We start from the raw sequence: 23,332 nt of genomic DNA, 5'->3' as shown, positions 1-23,332 counted from the left end.
TCATGCCTCGCGCTCAAGGCCAGGCTGGGTCGGCAACGGTAGGAACAAGGTGATGCAGGTGCCGCGCCCGTCGATACCTTCGGCCACGCTGATATGCCCACCGTGCGCGCCGACCATGCCCTGGCAGATCGCCAGGCCGAGGCCGGTGCCCTGCCCGCCGCGATCACCCCGGGCGGCGGTGTAGAACATGTCGAAAATTTTCGCGCGCTCGTCCTCGGGAATCCCCGGGCCTTCGTCGGCAACTGCAAAAAACAGCTGGTTATCCGACACCCCCGCACTCAAGTCCAAACGCCCGTGGGCGGGCGAAAACCGTGCGGCGTTTTCCAACACATTGACCAACGCCTGCTCGATCAGCGCCGCGTGCACGTAGAGCAAGGGCAACCCCGATGGCACCTCAGTGCGCACCTGCAATGGCGCCAGCACGGCGCGCAGCCGGCCAAGCGCGCTGCCGACGATGTCACCCGGCGCCACCCAGTCACGCGCCAGCTTCAGCGCACCGTGGCCCAGGCGTGTCATGTCGAGCAGGTTCTGGATATAACGGTCGAGACGCTCGGCCTCATCGCGGGTACCTTCCAGCAACTCGCGGCGATCCTCCAGCGGAATAGCTTCACCGAGGGCCAGCAGGCTGTCGATGCTGCCGCGCATGGCGGTCAGCGGCGTGCGCAAATCGTGGGACACCGACGCGAGCAAGGCGCTGCGCAGTTGCTCGGTTTCACCGTGCAGGCGTGCCGATTCCAACTCCTGCGCCAGTTGCGCACGGGCCAGGGCTTGCGCCAGCGGCTGGCTCAAGGCCGTGAGCAAACGGCGACGCTGGCCGCTCAACTCCAGGCCCGGCTTGGGACTCACGCCGAGCAAGCCCAACGGGCCCTCTTCACCCGACAGCGGCCACCACCACCAACGCCCGAACGGCAAGGTACCGGTGCCCATGCCGGCCGGCTGGTCGTGTTGCCAGGCCCAGTCGGCGGCGGCGCGTTCGGCCTCGGTAAGGGTCAGCGGGCCGCCGGTCTCGATGGTCCAACCGCCCTGGCCGTCGCGGTTGACCAGGCATAAGTCGAGGTCGCTCCAACCTTCCAGGTGATGGGCCGCCGCACTGATCACCGCCTGGCGATCGGTGGCGGCGGTGAGTTTGCGCGACAGGTCGAGCAACTCGCTGGTTTCTTCCTGGGTGTCGCGCAGCGCCTGCAACTGCCGGCGTTGACGCGCGGCGAGGTTGCCGGTGAGCGCCGCCATCAGCAGGAAAAACAGCAGCGTCAGCACATCTTCTTCACGCTGGATCGCGAAGGAAAAATTCGGCGGGATAAACAGGAAGTCATACGTCAGAAACGACAGCGCCGCACACACCAGCGATGGCCCCAGACTGCTGCGCACCGCCACCAGCAGCACGGCAGCGAGGAACACCAGGGAGATATTCGGCAACGGCAACACGCTGGCCACCGCCCAGGCCAACGCCGCCGCCACCACGGTGGCGGCAACCGCCAGGCCGTAGTCGAACCACACCAACCCACGTACATCCGGCAGGCGTGGCGGCGCGGGGACGTCGTCGCTGTCGAGGACGTTGATTTCCAAGCCCCGCGCATTGCGCAACAGACGCGCCGCCAGACCACCGCCGAACACGCGACGGTGCCAGCGCATCCGCGACTGTCCCACCAGCAGCAAACTGGCGCGGCGTTCGGCGGCGTGCTGGATCAGGGTCTTGGCCACTTCCCCCGCACGCAGCAACACCACTTCGCCGCCGAGGCGCTCGGCCAGTTGCTGGGCGTTTTGCAGGCGCAGACGCGATTGCTCATCCCGCGCCCGGCCGTTGTCGATATGCACCAGGCTCCACGGCAGATGCCGACGCTGGGCCACGCGGCTGGCATGGCGCACCAGGCGTTCGGCCTGGGCATCGCCGTCCACGCCGACCAGCAAGCGCCCGCGCACAGCCGGTGCGGCCTGGCCGAGCTGGCGATAGCCTTGGGCCAAGTCATCGTCGACGTGGGCGGCGGCGGTCTGCATCGCCAGCTCGCGCAGGGCCATCAGGTTGGTCTGGGTGAAGAACGCGTCGATGGCGGCGCGGGCTTGTTCCGGCACGTACACCTTGCCGTCGCGCAGGCGCTCGAGCAGCTCACGGGAAGGCAGGTCGATCAACAGCAGTTCGTCGGCCTCTTGCAGCACCCAGTCCGGCAGGGTTTCGCGCACTTGCACGCCGGTGATGCCGCGCACTTGGTCGTTGAGGCTTTCCAGGTGTTGGACGTTGACTGTGGTGAACACGTTGATGCCAGCGGCGAGCAGCTCCTGGATGTCTTGCCAGCGCTTTTCATGCCGGCTGCCAGGGGCGTTGCTATGGGCCAGTTCGTCCACCAGTACCAGCTTGGGTTTGGCGGCGAGCAGGCCGTCGAGGTCCATCTCTTCGAGCATCACGCCGCGGTATTCGCTGCGCAACAGCGGTTGCTGCGGCAGGCCGCTGAGCAGCGCTTCGGTCTCGGCGCGGCCATGGGTTTCGACCACCCCGGCGATGAGTTTGACGCCCTGGCGCAGCTGCGTATGGGCGGCCTGGAGCATGGCGTAGGTCTTGCCCACCCCCGGCGCGGCGCCGAGAAAGACTTTGAGCCGGCCACGGCCGTTGCGGGGCAGATCGGCTAACAAGGCATCGGCGCGGCCGGAGTCGCTCATGTAGGGGGTTCCTTCAGGTGTTTATTTACAGTCTTTAAGGCCGTCATCGCGGGCAAGCCCGCTCCCACAAGGGATTGCATTGCAAATGTGGGAGTGGGCTTGCCCACGATGGCGGTTTCACTGCTTACAGTTTTTCCAGGGCCATGTTCAATGCCAGCACATTCACCACCGGCGGGCCCACCAACGGGCTTTCAATGTGCTCATCCAACAAGCGCTGCAAGGTCGACACCGGCACATTCCGCGCCGCCGCCACGCGCGCCAGTTGATAGGCAATCGCCTGTGGTGGCAAGTGTGGATCAAGACCGCTGCCAGAGGTAGTCAGCGAGGCCAAAGGCACCGGCCCCTGGCTTGGCACCAGTTGTTTACTCGCGTCCTCGAAGATACGCGTGGCCAATGCCGGGTTGCTTGGGCCGAGGTTGCTGGCGCTGCTGGAGACCGTGGCAAAGGCACCCGCGGATGGGCGCGGGTGGAACCAGTTGTCACCGCTGAAATCCTGGGCGATCAGGCTGGAGCCGCGCACCTTGCCGCTGGCGTCGTACACCAGGCTGCCGTTGGCCTGCTCGGGGAAGGCGACTTGGGCGACGCCAGTGACCACCAGTGGATAGGCGACGCCGGTAATCAGGGTCATGAGCACCAGCAGGCTCAGGGCCGGGCGGATGATGTTAGCCATGTTCAACTCCTTAACAAATCGAGAACCACCGTGGCGAGGGCGCTTGCCCCCATTCGGCTGCGCAGCAGCCGCAAAACGTGGGACCGTTACGCGGTCCAACGGGCGCAAGCGCCCTCGCCACAGACAGTCATAGGGCTCAAACCAAGTGCAGTGCGGTCAGCAGCATGTCGATCGCCTTGATGCCCACGAACGGCACCAAAATCCCGCCCAGGCCGTAGATCAACAGGTTGCGCCGCAGCAACGCCGCCGCGCTCGCCGCTTGCACGCGCACACCGCGCAGCGCCAGGGGAATCAGCACCACGATGATCAGCGCGTTGAACACGATGGCCGAGAGGATCGCGCTCTGCGGGCTTTGCAGATGCATCACATTGAGCACGCCCAGTTGCGGATAGATCGAGGCGAACAGCGCCGGCAGGATCGCGAAGTACTTGGCCACGTCGTTGGCGATGGAAAAGGTGGTCAGCGCGCCACGGGTCACCAGCAGTTCCTTGCCGATCTGCACCACGTCCAGCAGCTTGGTCGGGTCGCTGTCGAGGTCGACCATGTTGGCGGCTTCGCGGGCGGCCTGGGTGCCGTCGTTCATCGCCATGCCGACGTCCGCCTGGGCCAGGGCCGGGGCGTCGTTGGCACCGTCGCCGCACATGGCGACCAGGCGGCCGTCGTTCTGCTCGTGGCGAATGCGCGCGAGTTTTTTCTCCGGGGTGGCTTCGGCCAGCACGTCGTCCACCCCGGCTTCAGCGGCAATCGCGGCGGCGGTCAGCGGGTTGTCGCCGGTGACCATCACGGTGCGAATCCCCAGCTTGCGCAGTTCGGCGAAACGTTCGCGGATGCCGGGTTTGACCACGTCCTTGAGGTGGATCGCGCCGAGCAACTTGCCGTCGGCGCACACCAGCAATGGCGTGCCGCCGCTCTGGGCGATCTTGTCGATTTCCCGTGACAGCGCCGGGGCCAGTTCACCGCGTTGCTGGCCGAGGAAGGCGAGCAGCGAATCCACCGCGCCTTTGCGGAACACACGGCCTTGATAGTCGACCCCGGACAAACGGGTTTCGGCACTGAACGGTACGCCGGTCAGTTGCTCGGGCGACGGTTCGGCCTGGGGGTGCAAGGCGCGCAGGTATTCGACGATGGATTTGCCTTCGGCCGTGTCGTCCGCCAGGGAGGCAAACAGCGCGCCTTCGGCGACTTCCTTGCCGCTGACGCCAGGGGCCGCGACCACCGCCGCGCAACGACGGTTGCCGAAGGTGATGGTGCCGGTCTTGTCCAGCAGCAACACGTGCACGTCCCCCGCCGCTTCCACCGCACGGCCGGATTTGGCGATCACGTTCAGGCGCACCAGACGGTCCATGCCGGCGATGCCGATGGCCGACAACAGGCCGCCAATGGTGGTAGGAATCAGCGTCACCAGCAGTGCGACCAAGAACACCAGCGGCAAGCTGCCACTGGCGAAGTGGGCGAACGGCTGCAACGTCACCACCACCAGCAGGAAGATCAGCGTCAGGCCGATCAGCAGAATATCCAGCGCCACTTCGTTGGGGGTCTTCTGGCGCTTGGCGCCTTCGACCAGGGCGATCATGCGGTCCAGGGTCGACTCGCCAGGGTTGGCGGTGATGCGGATCAGCAGCCAGTCCGAGACCAGCCGCGTGTTGCCGGTGACGGCCGAGCGGTCGCCACCGGATTCGCGGATCACCGGTGCAGATTCGCCGGTGATCGCCGCTTCGTTGACCGCGGCGATACCTTCGATGACCTCGCCGTCACCGGGGATCATTTCCCCGGCAGCGACGCGCACTACATCGCCTTTACGCAGGCTGGTGGCCGGCACCACCTTGAAGCTGCCGTCGGTTTCCTTGCGCCGGGCGCTGAGGCCTTCGCTGCCAGCCTTGAGGCTGTCGGCGCGGGCCTTGCCACGCCCTTCAGCCAAGGCTTCGGCGAAGTTGGCGAACAGCACGGTGAACCACAGCCACACGGCGATTTGCACAGCGACGAAGGTCGGCACGGTGGTGTCCGGCACAAAGCACAACACGGTGGTGAGGATGGCGGTCAGCTCGACCACCAGCATCACCGGCGAGCGTTGCAACTGGCGCGGGTCCAGCTTGACGAACGCCTGGACCAGCGCCGGGCGCCACAGGGCAGAGATAGCGGTTTTGGCGGGCTCCTGGGCTTTCACCGGAGCTGCGTTTTTTGCAGGCATATTCATTTTCATATCCCCTTAGAAGCCCATGCTCAGGTGTTCAGCAATCGGGCCTAGTGCCAGCGTTGGCAGGAACGTCAGGCCGCCCACCAGCAAAATGGTTACGGTCAACAGGGTCACGAACAGTGGGCCATGGGTCGGAAAGCTGTTTTGGCCAATCGGTGCAGCCTTCTTCATCGCCAGGCTGCCGGCCAGGGCCAGCACCGGGAGGATGTAGCCGAAGCGCCCGATCAACATGCCCAGGCCAAGCATCAGGTTGTGGAACGCGGTGTTGGCACTGAAGCCAGCGAACGCCGAGCCATTGTTGGCGCTGGCCGAGGTGTAGGCGTAGAGCAACTGGCTGAAACCGTGGGGGCCGGGGTTGCTGATGGCACTCGCCGGGCCAGGCAGGCTGGCCGCAATGGCGCCAAGCACAAGCACGCCCACCGGCATCACCAGCAAGGTGACGACGAGCAATTGCACTTCCTTGGCCTGGAGTTTCTTGCCCAGGTATTCGGGGGTGCGGCCGATCATCAGGCCAGCGAGGAACACGGCGATCAACACGTTGAGCAGCATGCCGTACATGCCGGCGCCGACGCCGCCGAAGATCACTTCGCCGACCATCATGTTAACCATCGCCACCATGCCGCTCAGCGGGTTGAGGCTGTCCTGCATGCCGTTGACCGAACCGTTGGACGCCGCCGTGGTGGTCACCGACCAGAGCACGATGCCGGTAGTACCGAAGCGCGCCTCTTTGCCTTCCAGCGGTGCGGTCTGCTCGACGGCCGGGGTGTTCAGGGTCGGGTTGGGCTGGTACTCGGACCACAACGACGTCGCGCCGCCGATCACGAACAGCGCAAGCATGCAGCCAAGAATTGCACGGCTCTGACGCAGGTCCTTGACGTAGTGACCGAAGGTGAACACCAGCGCCACAGGGATCAGGATGATCGACGCCACCTCGAACAGGTTGGCCCACGCGGTCGGGTCTTCAAACGGATGCGCCGAGTTGACGCCAAAGAAGCCACCACCGTTGGTGCCCAGTTGCTTGATCGCAATCTGGCTGGCGGCCGGGCCCAGGGGGATCACTTGATCCACGCCTTGCAGCGTCACCGCGTCAATGTAATGGGCGAAGGTTTGCGGGACGCCCTGCCAGACCAGCAACAGCGCCAGCACCAGGCACAGTGGCAGCAGGCCGTAGAGGGTGGCGCGGGTCATATCGACCCAGAAGTTGCCCAAGGTCTTGGCGGATTTACGGCCGATCCCACGGCACAAGGCGACCAAGACGGCCAGGCCGGTGGCGGCGCTGACGAAGTTCTGCACGGTCAGGCCAGCCATCTGGCTGAGGTAGCTCAGGGACGCCTCCCCGCTATAGGACTGCCAGTTGGTGTTGGTCATGAAACTGACGGCGGTGTTGAAGGCAAGGGTCCATTCCTGACCCGGCAATTTCTGCGGGTTCAGTGGGAGATAGTCCTGGAACAGCAAGATCGCGAACAACAGCAAGAAACCGGCGAGGTTGAACGCCAGCAGGGCCAGCGCGTATTTCTGCCAGCTCTGTTCTGCCTGCGCGTCGACACCGGCCACGCGATAGCAGGCGTTTTCCACCGGCCCCAGCACCGGGCTCAGCCAGGTGCGCTGGCCTTCCATCACCTTGTAGTAGAACCGCCCCAGGAACGGCGCGGGCAGTAGCACCAAGGCAAAGAAGGCGATGATCAGCCAATAGTCATAACTGTGCATGGCCAGCTCCTAGTTCCGATCCGCGCGTAACAGCGCAACCAGCAGATAAATGAACAGCGCCACGGCCAATAGCAGTGACACCCCGTCCAGAACGCTCATGGAAGTCTCTCCGTTTAGCGGCGTGTTGCCGCGTGTGGGGTAATTGTCCGCAGGAGTGGCGTAAAGGAACGAGAGCGAGGGTATGGGCGGGGCGTAAAGACGGCGTAAAGAGTGGGTTTATGCGGGGGTTACAGGGGGGCTTTCGGTGTCTGGGCGGGCCTCTTAGCGAGCAAGCCCGCTCCCACATTTTGATGGGTGCTTGCCTGGCGAACGCGGTCGAGTGTGGGCGCGGGCTTGCTCGCGAAAGCGTCGGTTCAAGCACCGCCGCACTTATCTGGTGCAACCCTGGCGGGATTCAAACGCCAAACCATTCCCCCCACGACAGTTGCGCGGCTTTACGACAATGATTCTCAGGCTGGCATGGCCGCTGCAACACCTTGAATCATTCCAAACCGTTCAGGGAGCGCAGCACGATGAACACACAACTCAAACCCACCTTGGGCACCCTGCATTTGTGGGGCATTGCCGTCGGGCTGGTGATTTCCGGGGAATACTTCGGCTGGAGCTATGGCTGGGGCGTGGCCGGGACCTTGGGCTTCTTGGTGACGTCGTTGATGGTCGCCGCGATGTACACCTGCTTTATCTTCAGTTTCACCGAGCTGACCACCGCAATTCCCCACGCTGGCGGGCCGTTTGCCTACAGCCGCCGGGCGTTCGGAGAGAAAGGCGGCTTGATTGCCGGGCTGGCGACTTTGATCGAATTTGTCTTCGCCCCGCCCGCCATCGCCTTGGCCATCGGCGCCTATCTCAACGTGCAGTTCCCGGCTCTCGACCCAAAACACGCGGCCGTCGGCGCTTACATCGTATTCATGGGCCTGAACATCCTCGGGGTGAAACTCGCCGCCACCTTTGAGCTGGTGGTGTGCGTGCTCGCCGTGGCCGAGTTGCTGGTGTTCATGGGCGTAGTCGCCCCGGCGTTCAGCTTCAGCAACTTCGCCCTGAATGGCTGGGCCGGTTCCGACACCTTCGGCGCACCGGCCATTGCCGGGATGTTTGCGGCGATTCCGTTTGCGATCTGGTTCTTTCTCGCCATCGAAGGCGCGGCCATGGCCGCTGAAGAAGCAAAAGATCCGAAGCGCACTATTCCAAAAGCCTACATCAGCGGCATCCTGACCTTGGTGATCCTGGCCATGGGCGTGATGTTCTTCGCCGGTGGCGTGGGCGACTGGCGCACCCTGTCGAACATCAACGACCCGCTGCCCCAAGCGATGAAAACCGTGGTGGGCGACAGCTCCGGCTGGCTGCACATGCTGGTATGGATCGGTTTGTTCGGCCTGGTGGCCAGCTTCCACGGCATTATCCTCGGCTACTCGCGTCAGTTCTTCGCCTTGGCTCGCGCCGGTTACCTGCCATCTTTCCTGGCCAAGCTGTCGCGTTTTCAGACGCCGCACCGCGCCATCATCGCCGGTGGCGTGGTCGGTATCGCCGCGATCTACAGCGACGGCCTCATCAACCTGGGCGGCATGACACTGACCGCCGCGATGATCACCATGGCAGTGTTCGGCGCCATCGTGATGTACATCATGAGCATGCTCAGCCTGTTCAAGTTGCGTAAGACCGAGCCGCTGCTGGAACGCACCTTCCGCGCGCCGGGTTATCCGATTGTGCCGGGCATCGCGCTGGTACTGGCGGTGGTGTGCCTGGTCGCGATGGCCTGGTTCAACGCACTGATCGGGCTGATCTTTCTGGCCTTCATGGCAGTCGGGTTTGCCTACTTCCAGTTGACTGCACAAAACCGCGCCGATGCCCCGGCGGATGCGATGTTGACCGGGCTCTGATCTACTTGAGGCAGAACGGGCCTACACTGAACTACTCAGAAAGCCCGTCACTCAAAGCAGTTATTACCGTGGGAAAATTCTCCCACGGCAATCTGCCTCAAGGAGAGCCTTATGCCGTGGTATGCGTGGTTGATTTTAGTGGTAGCGATCGGATCGATCGTCGGTGGCTTGCTGATGCTGCGGGACAGCGCCAACAAAGTGGAACTCACCGACGAACAACGCAAGCGCGTGGCCGAACGCAACGCCCAGGCGGATGCCAAGGACGCGCAGGATCGCTGAGCCTTGGGTTACTCCCAGGCAGCCTTGGCAATCTGCAAACCGTGCTGCCCCTTATAGGCAGCACGTTCCGGCTGGCTCCAGCCATCCAGCAGCGCCTCGTCCAACCGATAGATCTCGACACCCAGCGGACGGCACACCGTCAGGGGGTCTTGGGCGTTGGGCCCCCACATCGGCAGTGACAAGTCCCCGCCCGGGCATGTCGAAAGCGCGCACAGCAGATCAATCTCGGCAAAGAACTCCAGGTAATCGCCCTTGCGCGCCGGGCATGCCTTCATGAAATACATGTCGTCATGATTGAGGCCGGTGCACTGGAAAATATTCAGCACGTCATGCACGTCGAATTCCGTCAGGCCGTGGGGCAATACCGCACGCGTCAGGTTCGAATGGCAGTGGTGGTGGAAATCCTCGCCGGTGAGCATGCGGTTCACATAGGGATCGCAGCGCGTGCCAAGCAAATCGTGCAGGCGCCCGCCGTGTTCATCGATGCCATAGCCCGCCAGGCTGTCATCGGTGATCGTAACCAGCGGCCGTAGGAACGGCAGGTTCGACCACAACCGGTCATGGGTACTGACATGCGCACCCTGCAACTGCCGCGTGCGTGCCGCCCAGAGGCGCTCGCGCGGATCGTTGGCGTTCCATACATTGAAATCCCCCACCTGCGGACCGACCGGCGTAGTCACCCGGAACACATGCCCTGCCGGCACCTTCCACGCCCTCCCCGTGCGAATCGGCACCTCGAATTGTTCGATCAACGTGCGCTGGTCGGCACGCTCACGAATCCGCTCATAAAACGCGGTGTCGACCTGCAACGCCGAACCTTTGCTGACCTGATAGGCGGCCGGATAGTCTTTGTACATGATGGGGTTCCTCGATCAGGGTTGGGTGAACAGGGCCAGTGACAGACGTTCCGAATCATCCAGGTACACGCTCATCGCTTCGCCTGCCGCCGGTTTGTGCTCCTGGACCAGTAACGTGTAAATCTCACGATCACGCTCCAGCCAAGGCGACTGGAAGCGCTGCTCGTCGGGCGCCGCACAAAACACCAGGCGAAGCTGCGCGATCACCTGGGCGAAAAATTCATCAAGCAAGGGGCTGCGCATCAAGCCGACAATCTGCTGGTGGAACACCAGGCTGTGGGTGGCCACGGCTCGCCAATCCTCACGCTCCCGCGCCAGGCTGGTGGCATCGATGGCGTTCTGCATGCGCTCAGACTGATCGGATGTCAGCGCGCGGCTTTGGGCGATGGCCTGCAGCTCCAGGGTACGTCGGACGACAAACAAATCGCGCACCTCGTCGCGCTCCAGGCGCCGGACCATGACCCCCTTGTTGCGCACATAACGGGTCAGGCCCTCCTGCCCCAAACGGTGCAACGCTTCGCGGATCGTATTGCGCGACGCGTTGTACCTCTTGACCAATTCCACCTCGACCAACGCCATTCCAGGTAACAACCGCCCGCCGATGATATCGGCGCGCAGCTCCAGAGCGATCTGGTTGGCCAGCGACAAACTGAGCGTCATCTTTACCTCGTGATTGTTGAACAATCTGCGCTGTAGACGTAATCACTTTTCATGCCAACCTGCAGGCCTGTGTGCAGATGCGTAATAACGTTCAACTTGGTTAAACTTCCCCCTCGTTCCCGAGGCCGCCTTATGCGTTATTCCCGAGACCACAAAGCCAAGACTCACCAACGCATCATCAAGGAAGCGTCCGTGCGCTTTCGCCGCGATGGCATTGGCGCCACCGGCTTGCAACCCTTGATGAAGGCGCTGAACCTGACCCATGGCGGGTTCTACGCACACTTCAAGTCCAAGGACGAACTGGTGGAAAAGGCCCTCCTCGCCTCGGCGGCAGAACTCGATGCGCATTGCGAGACACTCTTCAGCCAGGAGCGGCCGCTGGACGCGTTCATCGACAGCTACTTGTCGGACTGGCACCAGGTCTCCCCGGACCAGGGTTGCCCGCTGCCAACCATGTGCTCCGAGTTGGGGATGAGAGGCCAGCCTAGTCCAACAACGGACGCTGTACTCGACGCACGGCTCAAGCAGATTGAAACAGCGCTGGGTGAAGGCCGCGGTGATGCGCAGAGCCTGGTGGTGATGTCGACACTGGTGGGCGCATTGGTGCTGGCCAGGAGTGTCGAGAATCCGCAGTTGGCGGCGCGGATCATGGCGGTGGTGCGCGATACCTTGAAGGCGCAGATACAGGATGACGAAAAGGCCGGTCAATGACCGGCCTCCCTGACGCCTCAGTTGATCGACAGCCTTTCGCGATTCTTCCCCAGCAGCGCCTTGCCGATCCCCTTCACTTCCAGCAACTCATCTACCGCCGTGAACGGCCCATTGCTATCGCGGTAGGCGATGATCGCCTTGGCTTTGGCGGCACCGATGCCAAACAGATCCCGACGCAGGGTCTCCGCGTCGGCGGCGTTCAGGTTCACCTTGGCGGATTGCTCGGCCTTGTTGATCTGCGCGGAAATGGGCGCTGGGGCTTCGGGTTTGATCGAAGGGGCGGCGGTGGTGGTGACGGAAAGTGTGGTGAGGACAGCGAAGATCAGGGAAGAGATGTAGGTGTTTTGCATGGGTGACGCTCCTTGGGATCAATAAGAGAAAAGCAGCTTTTCCGAAGCTGCTTTTCAAACTTAGGTGATGTGGGGGATTCGTCAAAGAGGGTTGAGTTACAGGGTGTAAATTTAAGTATTCGAAAGGTGCTTCAGGAAATAAATAGTCATAGAAAATTATGCAAACCTGAATAAAGGCTATTATTTCGACTCTACCAAATAAAATCAGAAGCAACTTAAAAACTCAAAAACACTCCATGAATCCTTATAACTAAATTGACCGTCGAGCCGATAGCGCTCTGATACTAAAGCGCAAAGTCGATGACCGACTCGACAACTCGACTCGGACAGTATTTAAGTAAAGCCTCACGCTTCATAAAACCGGTCAATACAGCACAGGTACTCATACCGAGCGCAGCACCCACCTGTATATCTTTCCCTGTATCGCCAATCACCCAATCAGCCGAACTCAAATCCTTGACGTTTTGCGAAATCAAAAAATCTTTTGTATTGCGCTGTTCGGTAACCATCACACTTTCAAAATACTCGAGCAACTTCAGACTTTCCAGTTGCACATAGACAGGGTCAACCAACTGACGCGCCGTGCAAACATACAATTTCGCCTCACTTTTCAACCGCGATAACGCAGCATGCACACCGGGAAAATTCGTATCTATCGAAAGAAATTCCGGACTTTCAATTAAATCCATCCATCGCTCACGAAACTCTATAACCTGCGTTTCTCCAAGGCCGAATTGACGCGACAAAATCGCCTCATTTGAAAGCCCCGCAAATTTAAAATCCCAGTACTGAATATAATCAAGCCGTGACTTCGGAACCAACTTTTGGAAAAGCTGATATAGGCGAAGACGCGAGTCGATCAGCGTGCCATCGAGATCAAATATAATATTCACTTGAGGCTCTCGAAGTAAGCAAACTCGGCGTTCAGCCCCAACAAGAAAGGTGTCTCTTGAGGTAGCAAATATTTCTTTAACAACGTTGTATCAAAAACAAAGTCGCGCTTAACACCCGAAAATTCGCGCCGAACTATTTCAACGGGCCGACCACTGATTGCAACCAACTCATCCAATACTGTTTTGATTGATACGGCGGTACCACCGACGATGTTAATGACAGAAACCTGTTCCGCCAAGTCAACCGCAGCGAGCAGCGCCGTAACGACATCATCAATATAAATGAAACTTCTTAACTCAGCCCCATCCCCGTACAACTCAACAGGTCCGCCTGCCAGGATACTTGTGATAGTTTTGGGTAGGAATTTCGCGTATTTCTCCTCACCTGGTCCGTAGACGTGGCCGACACGCAGAATTGTATGATTAATTTTTTTCTCACGGGCAAACAGTGAAACCATTTGTTCGCAGTAAAGCTTAGACCACCCATACAAGGTCGCAGGCACAGTGGGTGTAAGCTCCGATATCGGAGTGGCGGATGCATACACATCGAGCGTGCTGACAAACAATATCCTGCTCAGTTTACTAAAGGGTAATTTCAGCAACTCTTCAGTGAAATAAACATTACCGTTACACGCACTAAAAATATTGGCTTCGCCGCCACTTTTCGGAGTATAGGCTCCCGCATGGATCAAAACATCGACATTTTCGATCCTGGCAAGGTCCGCGGCCTGCAAACCGAAACCGGGCAATGATTTATTATAAACAATGCTATAACAGCCCTCGATTTTCCGAGAACTGAACGCAGTGACACTATCCTTCCCCCACAGCGTGATTGCCGCATCTAATAGCCGCTCGCCAATAAAACCAGACGCGCCGGTAATTAAAATATTCATATGAAGATAATCTCATCTCGAATACCTTGCTCGGTAGTCAACCTTGGAGGCGTATCCATACCGCGCAGCCACATAAGGTCATTTGGCAAAGGATTGATGATGGACTCTAGCTGTGGAAACTCCCCGTGCAGTGCAATATCCTTGAAAATCTCAGGCATATTCAAACCTGCCTCGGTAAAAAACTGCACGGTTGTGAAAAATCTGGAAATATTGATTTCAGTAGGATTTGGCACACCATCAAAACCATACGCCATGTCCACACCAAATATTCCATGCGGCTTTTCTGAAACAGCCTTTATACAGTTAATTGCTACTTCAGTGGCTTTATCGTTAGCGCAGGTAACCCCAACTTTCGTGACACCTGTAACACCAGAAATACTTCTATTGCCATGAGTCCAACTTCTACGCTCACGTGATTGCGCTACAACCAAATCACCTTCGTGCCAGATAGAAAGCCATGTAATAGTGTTGGGTGTGAGCAACTCAGCAGCTACAAAATCCCCCCAACCGTTATAATGATCAATCCACGACTTAGCCAAGGCAAAGTCATTGGTAGGTATCGCCCCCTTGCCACCGCCCCCAATAGAGGACGCACGCAACCAAATTTTACGGTCAACATTCCCGAGGGATTTGAATGCCTCTCGCAGATCCTGCTCGTCGTTGATCATAATATTGCGGGGCACTGTAATGCCTGCGCGCTTGAAAGCTTCATAAGACTTATGCTTATGCACGCACGTATCGATAACTTCATGACTGGGCATAAACAACTTTGTACCCGTTGCAAGAATTTCATCACGTATCAAAGAGGCATGAAAAATCTCAAGATCGTTCTGGAAGTGAACTAAATCTGGCTTCTCGGCATTTAATAGTTGAATCAGCTTGCCCTGGTACTCTGGCGTGTTGGCGTACGGAATATAAAACTTCTTACTTGCCTTTGACAACGCGAGGTCCGAAGGCTCCGACCCCATTCCAATAACCGTATCGCCTTTGGCCCCCATCAAAAGTGAATTGATCACGCCCTCGGACGGTGCCCCACCAGCCCCTGCGATAAGTATTTTAGACATTTCAGACTCCAATCTATGAGGCACAAAACCAAAACTGTGCAAAATAAGTAAACTGTAAAATTAAAAGAGCTAGATATTCAGAGAACATCCTTACCCTCCAACCTGAACACACTAGCTACTTAAGAAGATCATGTCGATCCTCGACAGTGAGCAGACAATCATTCGCATCAATGCCACTGTGCTACGCCTCGGCAGACTATAGCCATTATGGTTCCTGTCGACGTTGTTGATAAACCCAATCGACTATCTCGCCGTCTGGTGAATATCCGCTCACCGTATCACGAAGTAGTTGTCGTACCCGACCATAGTCATCGTGATGAATCGCGTCGAGTAGTTCACTCAACTTTGTCTTCAGGACATCCCAGGCGATGTGATCCTCACTGGCACTCATAATCATTGGATGCTGAGTACCGACTACGTTATCGCCGATCAGCAATTCCTCATAAAGTTTCTCTCCGGGCCGCAGACCGCTGAACTCTATTGCAATGTCTCCATGAGGATTTTTCTCAGACCGCAGACTCAAGCCTGAGAGGTGAATCATTTTTTCCGCCAATTCAACGATCCTAACCGGCTCCCCCATGTCGAGTACAAACACATCGCCGCCCTGCCCCATCGAACCAGCTTGAATAACCAACTGGGCAGCCTCAGGAATGGTCATGAAATACCGGGTAATTTTAGGATGGGTAACCGTTAGCGGCCCCCCAGACTTGATCTGTTTATGGAATAAGGGAATGACTGATCCGGATGACCCTAGCACATTGCCAAAACGAACCATGGTGAAGCGTGTTTTATTGACACGAGAGACGTTTGCCTTTTCACCAAACATCACAGGCGCCACTTCCTGACTGAGGGCCTGCAGCGTCATTTCGGCCAACCGCTTGGTACTGCCCATAACGTTAGTTGGCCGCACCGCTTTATCAGTAGAAATCAATACGAAATTGGCAACTCCGGCCTGCAGAGCTGCCTGTGCAGTATTCAAGGTACCGATTACATTATTCAGTACCCCTTCAGCAATATTATGCTCAACCATCGGCACGTGCTTGTAAGCCGCAGCATGATAAACAGTATCTACATGCCAGGTTTTCATCACGTCCAGCAGTTTCGCTGGATCACGAACAGATCCTAGGATCGGTAGGACTCTAACAATCAGCGACTCGCGCGCAATGCGTTGCTCCAACTCAGATAAAATGCAATAAAGATTGAATTCACTGTGTTCAAACATCAACAGAGTAGTCGGACGAAGCTCCAGAATCTGCCTACATAGCTCAGAACCAATCGAACCACCAGCACCGGTAACCAAAACCGTTTGCCCTTTAATGCAATGCTCCAGTAGTTCCGCTTGGGCCGGGACCGCATCACGTCCTAAAAGATCGGCAATATCGACTTCCTGAATGTCGTCAACCTTTACACGACCGCTCGCAAGGTCCATGAATCCGGGAACGCTACGCACATGCAGAGGATACTTCTCAAGAAGCCCCAAGATCTCACGACGGCGACCACGATTGGAAGAAGGGATCGCCAATAGAATCTCTTGAGCACCTGTAGCATCGATCATTCGCTGAATATGACGCGGTTTGTATACCTGCAAGCCCGAAATGACACGATCGGAAATACTGTCGTCATCGTCAATGAACGCTACAGGCCGCATTACACGACCCATTCGTAAAGCAGCAACTAGTTGGTTACCCGCGGCACCGGCACCATAAATCGCAACTCGCGGAAGACCGTTTTCTCGACTGGTAAATGGAACATGCTGAGCAGCCGCGAACCAATCACCCAAGAAATACTGTCGCATCGCCAAGCGCAAACCGCCCACCATTATTAGACTTAACCACCAGTAATTAAAAATAATGGACCTTGGAATAACACTCTGATGATTACTGAACCAATAAACAATCACACCCAGAATAAGAGATGAGAGACAAACAGCTTTGATGATAGCGATGAGCGCATCATTACCGAAGTACCGCATCACAGCGCGGTACATTCCAAACCGAATGAACAAGGGGATGGCGACGACCGGCGCACAGACGAACAACCACAGATGCAGCCTGACCGGATTGGTCATTTCGTCTATTCCCAGGCGCACTACGAACGCAAGCCAAAGCGCACTCCAGACCAAAATCACATCCGTGATCACCTGCAAGACCCGCTTTTGTCTTCGAGGAAGACTCAGCAAGTACGCCCGTATGCGATCCATATACCCCTTGAACACTATTTTGCTCCCAGCGAAATCTTCATTCTGACCATCATTGCGCCATCTCACACAATTATTGGATTGATGCCTCACCCACTATGTCTGTCAATACTCTGCAAGTCATCTGAATTTCACTTGCCGTCAACGTTGGATGGACGAGAAGCATCAAACTCGTCTCACCTAGCTCTTTGGCGTTGGGGAGCCTTTTTGCCGGTCGCCAGCCGGTGTTGTCGAATGCTTTTTCGAGATAGACCTCAGAGCACGATCCTGAAAAGGCAGGAACGCCGCGTGCCGCGAATTCGCTCAAGATACGATCACGGGACCAGCCGTCTCTTAAACGTTCTGGGCGTACAAAGAAATAACACTTATAGGCAGCGTGCACATCACCTTCAGGAAAGTCCGGGACTCTCAACGCAGGCAACCGACGTGCAGCCGCCCAAATGCTCTGCGCATTCTGTGCACGCTGAGCGTGCCATGCCTCCATCCGGCGCAACTGAATACGACCAATTACAGCCTGCACCTCAAGCATACGCCAATTGGTACCAAAACTTTCGTGTACCCAGCGAAAACCAGGGGCATGGGAGCGCTCGTACACAGCCTCCCAACTCTTGCCATGATCCTTGTACGACCACATCTTCGCCCAAAGATCGCGGTCGTTAGTCGTGACCATGCCACCTTCGCCGCCGGTGCTCATGATTTTATCCTGACAGAAGGACCAGGCTCCGATATGGCCTATGGAGCCAACTGGCCGGCCCTTATAATAAGCCCCGTGCGCCTGCGCACAGTCCTCAATGACTTTCAAGTCATGTTCGGCAGCAAGGCTCATGATTGGATCCATATCACATGGCCAGCCTGCAAGGTGTACACAGATCACTGCTCGTGTACGTGGAGTAATCACTGCTTCAACAGACTTCGCTGTGATGTTTTGCGAGTCAAGATCCACATCAGCGAACACAGGGATGGCACCTGCATTCACAATGGAAGAAACAGACGCAAGGAATGTTCTGGAGGTTACGATGACCTCATCACCGGAACCAATGCCTAGAGCTACCAGCGCTACGTCCAACGCAACAGTCCCGTTTGCGAGCGCAACAGCATGATTGACGCCCGACCAGGTAGCGAATTCCGCCTCGAACTGACGCGTTTCCTGCCCCGTCCAATAGTTGACCTTATTTGATAGAACCACATCGCGGACAGCGTCTGCTTCCTCTACCGTGAAAGAAGGCCAGGGAGAAAATGTTGTTCCTAACATGGAAACTCCTTATGTATTTATAAAAGCAAAAGCATGCGACACTGATCGGCTAATTTACAGCGCCCAGGTGCATCAGTCCTTTTTCACTTAGTGCCTGTAAACTTATTCATTGTTGCTACGCCGTCAGCACTAATACCCTCTCTGACGAAAACCTTCTTAACAGTCATCATAATTATCTTAAGATCCATCCAGAGCGATCTTCTTTCAACATACCAAATATCGAGTTTAAATTTTTCTTCCCAGCTAAGGGAGTTACGTCCATTTACCTGAGCCCAGCCAGTGATGCCAGGTCTTACATCGTGGCGCCGATACTGCTCAGCACTATACAAAGGCAAATATTCCATCAATAACGGCCTAGGGCCGACGATACTCATGTCCCCCTTGAGTACGTTCAGAAGGCTAGGCAATTCATCAAGGCTGGTGGAGCGCAAGAAGCGACCGAACCTAGTCAGGCGATCAGAATCGGCCAGCGGAACTCCATCTTGATCGCAATCATCACGCATAGTACGAAATTTGACCAACGTAAAGGGTTTGCCATTCAGCCCCGGTCTGACCTGCTTAAACAGCACCGGCGACCCAAGCTTCTTCCTGACGAACCAAGCCACGACAATCATGACTGGAGCAAATAAAAAAAGACCGCATACAGATGCAAAAATATCAAATGAACGCTTAAGCATAATCTACCCAGTAGAGAAATAAGGCTGGCTTCAACCCTGAGCTAACAAAAACACGAAAACCATAGGTTCCAAGCCACATCCTATGATTTACAAGCACTAAATACCCATTCCATCCAACATAACTTCGTTGACCTTTTTCACGTCATACTTAATCTCGCACAAATGCCGGGACTGCTTGCCCATCGTCTGGATGAGCTCGGGGCACTCGACGAAACGCAACATCGCCGCAGTGAGTTCACTGACGTCCTTTACTGGTATCAAGAACCCATTTTCGCCGTCAATAACAGTCTCTCTGCAGCCTGGTGCATCGGTGGTAATAATAGGCCTGCCCATGGCCATCGCTTCAAGTACTGTACGAGGAGTTCCCTCACGATAAGAGGGTAGAACATACACGCTTGAATCAGAAATTGCGGGGCGGACATCTTTCAGACGCCCAAGAAACTGAACTGTACCGTCAGCAATCCAGGCGTCTAATTCGTCAGGTGAAATCTTGTCGGGATTTTCGTCGATCCATCCTACAATCTTGAATACAACGCCCTCATGCTTGGCCTTAACGGCCCGGGCGGCCGCAACGAACTCGCGTACCCCTTTATCGCCAAGAAGTCGGGCGATTAAAAGAAAACTGACCGATCCGGGGAGTGGTACGACACCAAAATTGCTAAGATCGACACCTGAGCCGTTTACCACCGTAGACGGTGTCTCGGAAGCGATTAATCGCATCTCCTTGAAAAGCGCCTCATCATCAGGGTTCTGAAAGAAAACCCTCGTAGCAGGTCGCAGCGCCAATGCATACAAATGCTGCACCAGCGACTGGAGCAATCCGCGTCCACCACTCCCCGGATTAGTCGCGTGTTGAAACGCGTAACCTAAGCCGGTAATAAGCGCAAAACGACGGCGAACTCTCATCAGGCGCGCGGCCAGCAAGCCATAGATTACTGGTTTCACTGTGTAAGCCAGGACGGCTTCTGGATTGACGCGCACCATTAGCTTACAAAGCGAGATAAACGCCATGAGATCTGCGAACGGGTTCGTTCCCACACGCTGCAAAGGTATTTCGTATACTGTTATACCTTTACTTTCCAGATCTGCTCTAACGGCACTTCCAGCGGGTAACCCTGGAGCAGCAACACTCACCGAGAGACCTCTCGCAAGCAAAGCGTCCAACAAAGGTCCCCGAAAATTAATCAATGAGTCCGCGTAGCTAGCAATCACAAGAATTTTCATATCATTGTTCCGCCAACCACGCCTGAAACATCAAAATGTCCCACAAATGATGTTGCCAATTTTTCCGCCCACTCAAGTGCTCCGCCCACTTACGGCGAATCGGCTCTGGGTGAAGATAACCTTCTCGACGGAGCCGCGATTCATCCAAGAGCTCCTCAGCCCACTCTCGTAAAGGTCCTCTCAACCAACTGTCCAGCGGGATGCCGAAACCTTGCTTCGGGCGCTCGATAAGATCTTTAGGAACGTGACGGTACAGCACCTCTCGTAACAACCATTTGCCTTGACCGCCACGTATCTTGTATTCCAACGGCATCCGCCAGGCCAGCTCAACCACTCGATGATCAAGCATCGGCACCCGAGATTCAAGGCTCACAGCCATAGACGCGCGGTCCACCTTGACGAGGATGTCATCAGGCATATAAATCTGTGCATCCATTGCCATCATCCAATGCTCAAAGCTATCGGCGGCAGGCCATTCATTTTTATTTGTAAAAAGCGTTTGAGGTTCACACGCACCAATAACCACACTGGCAGGATCGTCCCAGTGACTATTCAGTTGATGATAAAACGCTTCACCACTGGTAAGCCCAAGTACCGATGCGAGCTTGTGAGCCTTATCTCCTGGGGTTGCCAAATGCATCCGCTCTGGTAACAGAGGTTTAGTTAATGCAAATAGGCGATCCCAGCTAGCAGGAGAAAGAGAACGCAAGATTTGGGAAGCGCCACTACGCGCAAACCCAGGCAAACGGTGCATGCGCTGCCAAACTTTACGCGCGGTCAAATAACGATTATAACCACCAAATAACTCATCGCCACCATCGCCACTAAGAACTACAGTCACGTCTTGTCGGGCCATTTGACTAACAAGAAAAGTTGGAATTTGGGAGCTATCACTGAAAGGCTCAGAATAAATCGACGCCAATCCAGGAATAACTCGAAGTGCATCTTGAGGACGAACATAAAGTTCGGAATGCTCTGTGCCCAGATGCTTCGCTACTGCTTTAGCATATATGGCTTCATCATATGCAGCCTCATCGAAACCGATAGTAAACGTGCGAACCGCACGTGTACTTTGGGCCTGCATCAATGCAACAACCACACTACTGTCGACACCACCACTCAGGAACGCACCGAGAGGTACATCAGCAAGCATCTGTTGACCGATACTATGTAGAAGTGTGCTTTCCAATGCATCCGTAGCCTCAACTTCGGAACCTGGAAAGGGGTTCGCGAGCCCTGCTTCTACGACACTATTTACAGACCAATATGCATGAGGACGAGCATCTTTAGCTGCACTCGGGTTACCCAAATTCAGCGTGATATAATGACCAGGACGAAGCTTGTTGATATTTTTGAAAATGCTGTAGGGGGCAGGAATACAGCTGTAGCGCAACATAAGCGCCAAGGAATTACGGTCAACTTCTGCCTTGAATCCTGGATATGCTTTTATGGCACTCAACTCGGATCCAAATAAAAGAACATCTCCTTGCCAGCCCCAATAAAGTGGCTTTTCACCCATACGGTCCCGTGCGAGCGTCAGTATTTGCTCATGCCTGTCCCAAAGTGCAAACGCAAACATCCCCACCGACGCCTTTAGGGCTTTTTCAACCCCCCATCGAACTAGGCATTCAAGCAAAACCTCAGTATCTGAATGCCCGCTCCACGCCACAGAGGCACCTTCATCAGCTAGCTGACTACGGAGCTGGTTATGATTATAAATTTCGCCATTGAACGTCAGGACGTATCGTTGATCTGCTGAGTGCATGGGCTGGTGGCCAGCACTCGTGAGATCAACTATCGCCAAACGTCGATGCCCAAGTGCAAGACCGCAGTCATCAATCCAAACGCCCGCGTCATCAGGTCCACGATAAGCTATGGCGTCGTTCATTTTTGAAATGCAATCGTAAAGCTGAGCGGGCTTAGAAAGGTCAAAAAGACCACTTATTCCACACATTGTTAACGAATCCTGAATTTGAGCACTTGGACGAAAAAAACGCACACAGATCTTAAAAAATCAAATGAACATGAGCACAAACAACACCAGAGCCGGCCAACGCTGTTATGCATGGTCGAGGCTTTCTCCCGCACGTCCAAGTATATCTCTAATCCGAGGAGCTTGAATCTGTAAGGAAAAAGTTTGCTCGACAGCATGACGCCCGTTCCGCCCATAACTGGACCGCAGTTTTTCGTCACTCAACAGCTTGCCCAAACAATCTCGCCAATCAGAAAGATCCACCGCCAACATACCGCACTGATTCCCCTCGACGATGTCGACGTTTACACCAACCGGCGAAGCAATGACTGGCACACCGCAAGCCATGTATTGAATGAGTTTATATCCACATTTCCCTTTTTCCCAGTCTCCATCAACGAGAGGCATTATTCCAATATCCAATAGCTGAATAAAGCCCGTTTCAGCATCCTCGCTCCAAGGATGAAGCTCTATATCGACACCTTCGAATTCGCTAAGAACTCCTGCCCCCGCCCCCATGAGTACCAGGCGAGCGTCGTACGTCTCACACGCTTCCCTGAGCGCATCACGAATCTGGACAACGTATTTTTCGGTTGAGGGCGACCCAATCCATCCAATCGTAAGTTTCCTATTTCGTTGCGACGCTTCCCCAGAATATCTTAAATAGTCAACAACGGTAGGAACAACTTCAATGCTTGACGCACCAGCATTAGCCGCCCTTTGGGCCAGATAATTATTTCCAGCGACTACACAATGCGCGTATCGCATTACAACATCAATTTTCGAGCCTAACAGCGCTCTAACAAAAACGTTTTTTGACAAATCATAGTTATGAAAAATAGCATCATCGTAGTCAACAACGTACGGAATACCCAAAACTTTTAGCAACCGCTCCACTGTGGCGGGCAAGAAAGGAAATATTTCCTTCTCGATCCAAATTACATCATATTTTCCCACTTGGAAAAGAACCAAAAAACGCGCTATATACCGCTTGAGCGTCAGCCAATGGGAGCGGCCTCGCCCCTGATAAAGGGACTCTAAATATTGGTCATCAAAAAGAGTTTGAACTTTTACCTGGACGCCATCACTTTCCAAGTAAGGCAAATACTGTAGCGCTCTAAGTCGGGTACTGGCGCCCATACGAGAGTATTTTGACAACAACAAAACCTTCATATCAACCAAAACTCCAAACCATCACAAGCA

At 55.9% G+C, this 23,332-nt stretch carries 20 protein-coding genes; 3 read left to right on the top strand and 17 right to left on the bottom strand.

All coding sequences use genetic code 11. The features are described from left to right. From PSH81_RS08135 to kdpF, 5 genes are all read right to left on the bottom strand, one after another. Entirely contained in the window at positions 1-2,652 is a 2,652-nt protein-coding gene (locus PSH81_RS08135; protein ID WP_226455381.1) for a sensor histidine kinase KdpD, read from the bottom strand. Between the two features lie 124 nt (positions 2,653-2,776). Further along, on the bottom strand, positions 2,777-3,322 hold the full coding sequence (gene kdpC, locus PSH81_RS08130) for a potassium-transporting ATPase subunit KdpC (protein ID WP_226455380.1): 546 nt from the start codon (positions 3,320-3,322) through the stop codon (positions 2,777-2,779). A 136-nt stretch (positions 3,323-3,458) separates the two neighbouring features. After that, complete coding sequence (kdpB, locus tag PSH81_RS08125; protein WP_305392298.1) at positions 3,459-5,516, bottom strand: potassium-transporting ATPase subunit KdpB; 2,058 nt, start codon at positions 5,514-5,516, stop codon at positions 3,459-3,461. A 12-nt stretch (positions 5,517-5,528) separates the two neighbouring features. Continuing rightward, positions 5,529-7,223 carry a potassium-transporting ATPase subunit KdpA gene (gene kdpA / locus PSH81_RS08120; protein ID WP_305392297.1) on the bottom strand — a complete coding sequence of 565 codons (1,695 nt, stop codon included), beginning with the start codon at positions 7,221-7,223 and terminating at the stop codon, positions 5,529-5,531. A 9-nt stretch (positions 7,224-7,232) separates the two neighbouring features. Continuing rightward, on the bottom strand, positions 7,233-7,322 hold the full coding sequence (gene kdpF, locus PSH81_RS08115) for a K(+)-transporting ATPase subunit F (RefSeq protein WP_003218754.1): 90 nt from the start codon (positions 7,320-7,322) through the stop codon (positions 7,233-7,235). A 413-nt stretch (positions 7,323-7,735) separates the two neighbouring features. Between kdpF and eat the strand changes: the two genes are divergently transcribed. Next, a complete protein-coding gene (eat, locus tag PSH81_RS08110; RefSeq protein ID WP_192298711.1) occupies positions 7,736-9,100 on the top strand; it encodes an ethanolamine permease in 1,365 nt (454 codons plus the stop codon). Positions 9,101-9,211: 111 nt separating this feature from the next. Next, a complete protein-coding gene (locus PSH81_RS08105) occupies positions 9,212-9,379 on the top strand; it encodes a DUF2897 family protein (RefSeq protein ID WP_008437727.1) in 168 nt (55 codons plus the stop codon). Positions 9,380-9,387: 8 nt separating this feature from the next. On the opposite strand, the gene PSH81_RS08100 is transcribed toward PSH81_RS08105, so the two are convergent. Continuing rightward, on the bottom strand, positions 9,388-10,236 hold the full coding sequence (locus PSH81_RS08100; RefSeq protein ID WP_226455377.1) for a DUF1989 domain-containing protein: 849 nt from the start codon (positions 10,234-10,236) through the stop codon (positions 9,388-9,390). A gap of 15 nt (positions 10,237-10,251) precedes the next feature. Then, the gene (locus PSH81_RS08095; RefSeq protein ID WP_305392296.1) at positions 10,252-10,896 is read right to left on the bottom strand and encodes a GntR family transcriptional regulator; all 645 of its coding nucleotides are present in this window, start codon (positions 10,894-10,896) and stop codon (positions 10,252-10,254) included. Positions 10,897-11,028: 132 nt separating this feature from the next. On the opposite strand from PSH81_RS08095, the gene PSH81_RS08090 reads away from it, so the two are divergent. After that, complete coding sequence (locus tag PSH81_RS08090; protein ID WP_192298708.1) at positions 11,029-11,607, top strand: TetR/AcrR family transcriptional regulator; 579 nt, start codon at positions 11,029-11,031, stop codon at positions 11,605-11,607. Positions 11,608-11,624: 17 nt separating this feature from the next. Here the strand turns inward: PSH81_RS08090 and PSH81_RS08085 are convergent, their stop codons facing one another. From PSH81_RS08085 to PSH81_RS08040, 10 genes are all read right to left on the bottom strand, one after another. Next, positions 11,625-11,957, bottom strand: a complete 333-nt coding sequence (locus PSH81_RS08085) for a helix-hairpin-helix domain-containing protein (RefSeq protein ID WP_305392295.1) — start codon at positions 11,955-11,957, stop codon at positions 11,625-11,627. A gap of 284 nt (positions 11,958-12,241) precedes the next feature. Continuing rightward, on the bottom strand, positions 12,242-12,850 hold the full coding sequence (locus tag PSH81_RS08080) for an HAD family hydrolase (RefSeq protein WP_305392294.1): 609 nt from the start codon (positions 12,848-12,850) through the stop codon (positions 12,242-12,244). Beyond that, complete coding sequence (locus PSH81_RS08075) at positions 12,847-13,743, bottom strand: NAD(P)-dependent oxidoreductase (RefSeq protein ID WP_305392293.1); 897 nt, start codon at positions 13,741-13,743, stop codon at positions 12,847-12,849. Before PSH81_RS08075 ends, PSH81_RS08080 begins: the two co-directional genes overlap by 4 nt. Then, positions 13,740-14,807 (bottom strand): hypothetical protein, encoded by a 1,068-nt coding sequence (locus tag PSH81_RS08070; RefSeq protein ID WP_305392292.1) that lies wholly within the window; start codon positions 14,805-14,807, stop codon positions 13,740-13,742. The genes PSH81_RS08075 and PSH81_RS08070 overlap by 4 nt, the downstream gene beginning before the upstream one ends. Positions 14,808-15,012: 205 nt before the next feature. Beyond that, positions 15,013-17,007, bottom strand: a complete 1,995-nt coding sequence (locus tag PSH81_RS08065) for a nucleoside-diphosphate sugar epimerase/dehydratase (protein ID WP_192298885.1) — start codon at positions 17,005-17,007, stop codon at positions 15,013-15,015. Positions 17,008-17,077: 70 nt separating this feature from the next. Next, entirely contained in the window at positions 17,078-18,256 is a 1,179-nt protein-coding gene (locus PSH81_RS08060; protein ID WP_226455371.1) for a DegT/DnrJ/EryC1/StrS aminotransferase family protein, read from the bottom strand. A gap of 83 nt (positions 18,257-18,339) precedes the next feature. Then, complete coding sequence (locus tag PSH81_RS08055) at positions 18,340-18,933, bottom strand: sugar transferase (protein ID WP_226455370.1); 594 nt, start codon at positions 18,931-18,933, stop codon at positions 18,340-18,342. A gap of 96 nt (positions 18,934-19,029) precedes the next feature. Beyond that, positions 19,030-20,157 carry a glycosyltransferase family 4 protein gene (locus PSH81_RS08050; RefSeq protein WP_226455369.1) on the bottom strand — a complete coding sequence of 376 codons (1,128 nt, stop codon included), beginning with the start codon at positions 20,155-20,157 and terminating at the stop codon, positions 19,030-19,032. A 1-nt stretch (position 20,158) separates the two neighbouring features. Then, entirely contained in the window at positions 20,159-22,111 is a 1,953-nt protein-coding gene (gene asnB, locus PSH81_RS08045) for an asparagine synthase (glutamine-hydrolyzing) (RefSeq protein ID WP_305392757.1), read from the bottom strand. A gap of 105 nt (positions 22,112-22,216) precedes the next feature. Next, positions 22,217-23,302, bottom strand: a complete 1,086-nt coding sequence (locus tag PSH81_RS08040; protein ID WP_305392291.1) for a glycosyltransferase family 4 protein — start codon at positions 23,300-23,302, stop codon at positions 22,217-22,219. Between the last annotated feature and the right edge of the window lie 30 nt (positions 23,303-23,332).

The sequence above is a fragment of the Pseudomonas sp. FP2335 genome (assembly GCF_030687535.1).
In the GTDB taxonomy this organism is placed as follows: Bacteria; Pseudomonadota; Gammaproteobacteria; order Pseudomonadales; family Pseudomonadaceae; genus Aquipseudomonas.
This window is presented reverse-complemented; position numbering and strand designations above follow the sequence as displayed.

Coding starts and splice junctions, on each gene's coding strand:
- PSH81_RS08135 (WP_226455381.1), bottom strand. CDS start 2,652: ATGAGCGACTCCGGCCGCGCCGATGCCTTGTTAGCCGATCTGCCCCGC.
- kdpC (WP_226455380.1), bottom strand. CDS start 3,322: ATGGCTAACATCATCCGCCCGGCCCTGAGCCTGCTGGTGCTCATGACC.
- kdpB (WP_305392298.1), bottom strand. CDS start 5,516: ATGAATATGCCTGCAAAAAACGCAGCTCCGGTGAAAGCCCAGGAGCCC.
- kdpA (WP_305392297.1), bottom strand. CDS start 7,223: ATGCACAGTTATGACTATTGGCTGATCATCGCCTTCTTTGCCTTGGTG.
- kdpF (WP_003218754.1), bottom strand. CDS start 7,322: ATGAGCGTTCTGGACGGGGTGTCACTGCTATTGGCCGTGGCGCTGTTC.
- eat (WP_192298711.1), top strand. CDS start 7,736: ATGAACACACAACTCAAACCCACCTTGGGCACCCTGCATTTGTGGGGC.
- PSH81_RS08105 (WP_008437727.1), top strand. CDS start 9,212: ATGCCGTGGTATGCGTGGTTGATTTTAGTGGTAGCGATCGGATCGATC.
- PSH81_RS08100 (WP_226455377.1), bottom strand. CDS start 10,236: ATGTACAAAGACTATCCGGCCGCCTATCAGGTCAGCAAAGGTTCGGCG.
- PSH81_RS08095 (WP_305392296.1), bottom strand. CDS start 10,896: ATGACGCTCAGTTTGTCGCTGGCCAACCAGATCGCTCTGGAGCTGCGC.
- PSH81_RS08090 (WP_192298708.1), top strand. CDS start 11,029: ATGCGTTATTCCCGAGACCACAAAGCCAAGACTCACCAACGCATCATC.
- PSH81_RS08085 (WP_305392295.1), bottom strand. CDS start 11,957: ATGCAAAACACCTACATCTCTTCCCTGATCTTCGCTGTCCTCACCACA.
- PSH81_RS08075 (WP_305392293.1), bottom strand. CDS start 13,743: ATGAATATTTTAATTACCGGCGCGTCTGGTTTTATTGGCGAGCGGCTA.
- PSH81_RS08070 (WP_305392292.1), bottom strand. CDS start 14,807: ATGTCTAAAATACTTATCGCAGGGGCTGGTGGGGCACCGTCCGAGGGC.
- PSH81_RS08065 (WP_192298885.1), bottom strand. CDS start 17,007: ATGGATCGCATACGGGCGTACTTGCTGAGTCTTCCTCGAAGACAAAAG.
- PSH81_RS08060 (WP_226455371.1), bottom strand. CDS start 18,256: ATGTTAGGAACAACATTTTCTCCCTGGCCTTCTTTCACGGTAGAGGAA.
- PSH81_RS08055 (WP_226455370.1), bottom strand. CDS start 18,933: ATGCTTAAGCGTTCATTTGATATTTTTGCATCTGTATGCGGTCTTTTT.
- PSH81_RS08050 (WP_226455369.1), bottom strand. CDS start 20,157: ATGAAAATTCTTGTGATTGCTAGCTACGCGGACTCATTGATTAATTTT.
- asnB (WP_305392757.1), bottom strand. CDS start 22,111: ATGTGTGGAATAAGTGGTCTTTTTGACCTTTCTAAGCCCGCTCAGCTT.
- PSH81_RS08040 (WP_305392291.1), bottom strand. CDS start 23,302: ATGAAGGTTTTGTTGTTGTCAAAATACTCTCGTATGGGCGCCAGTACC.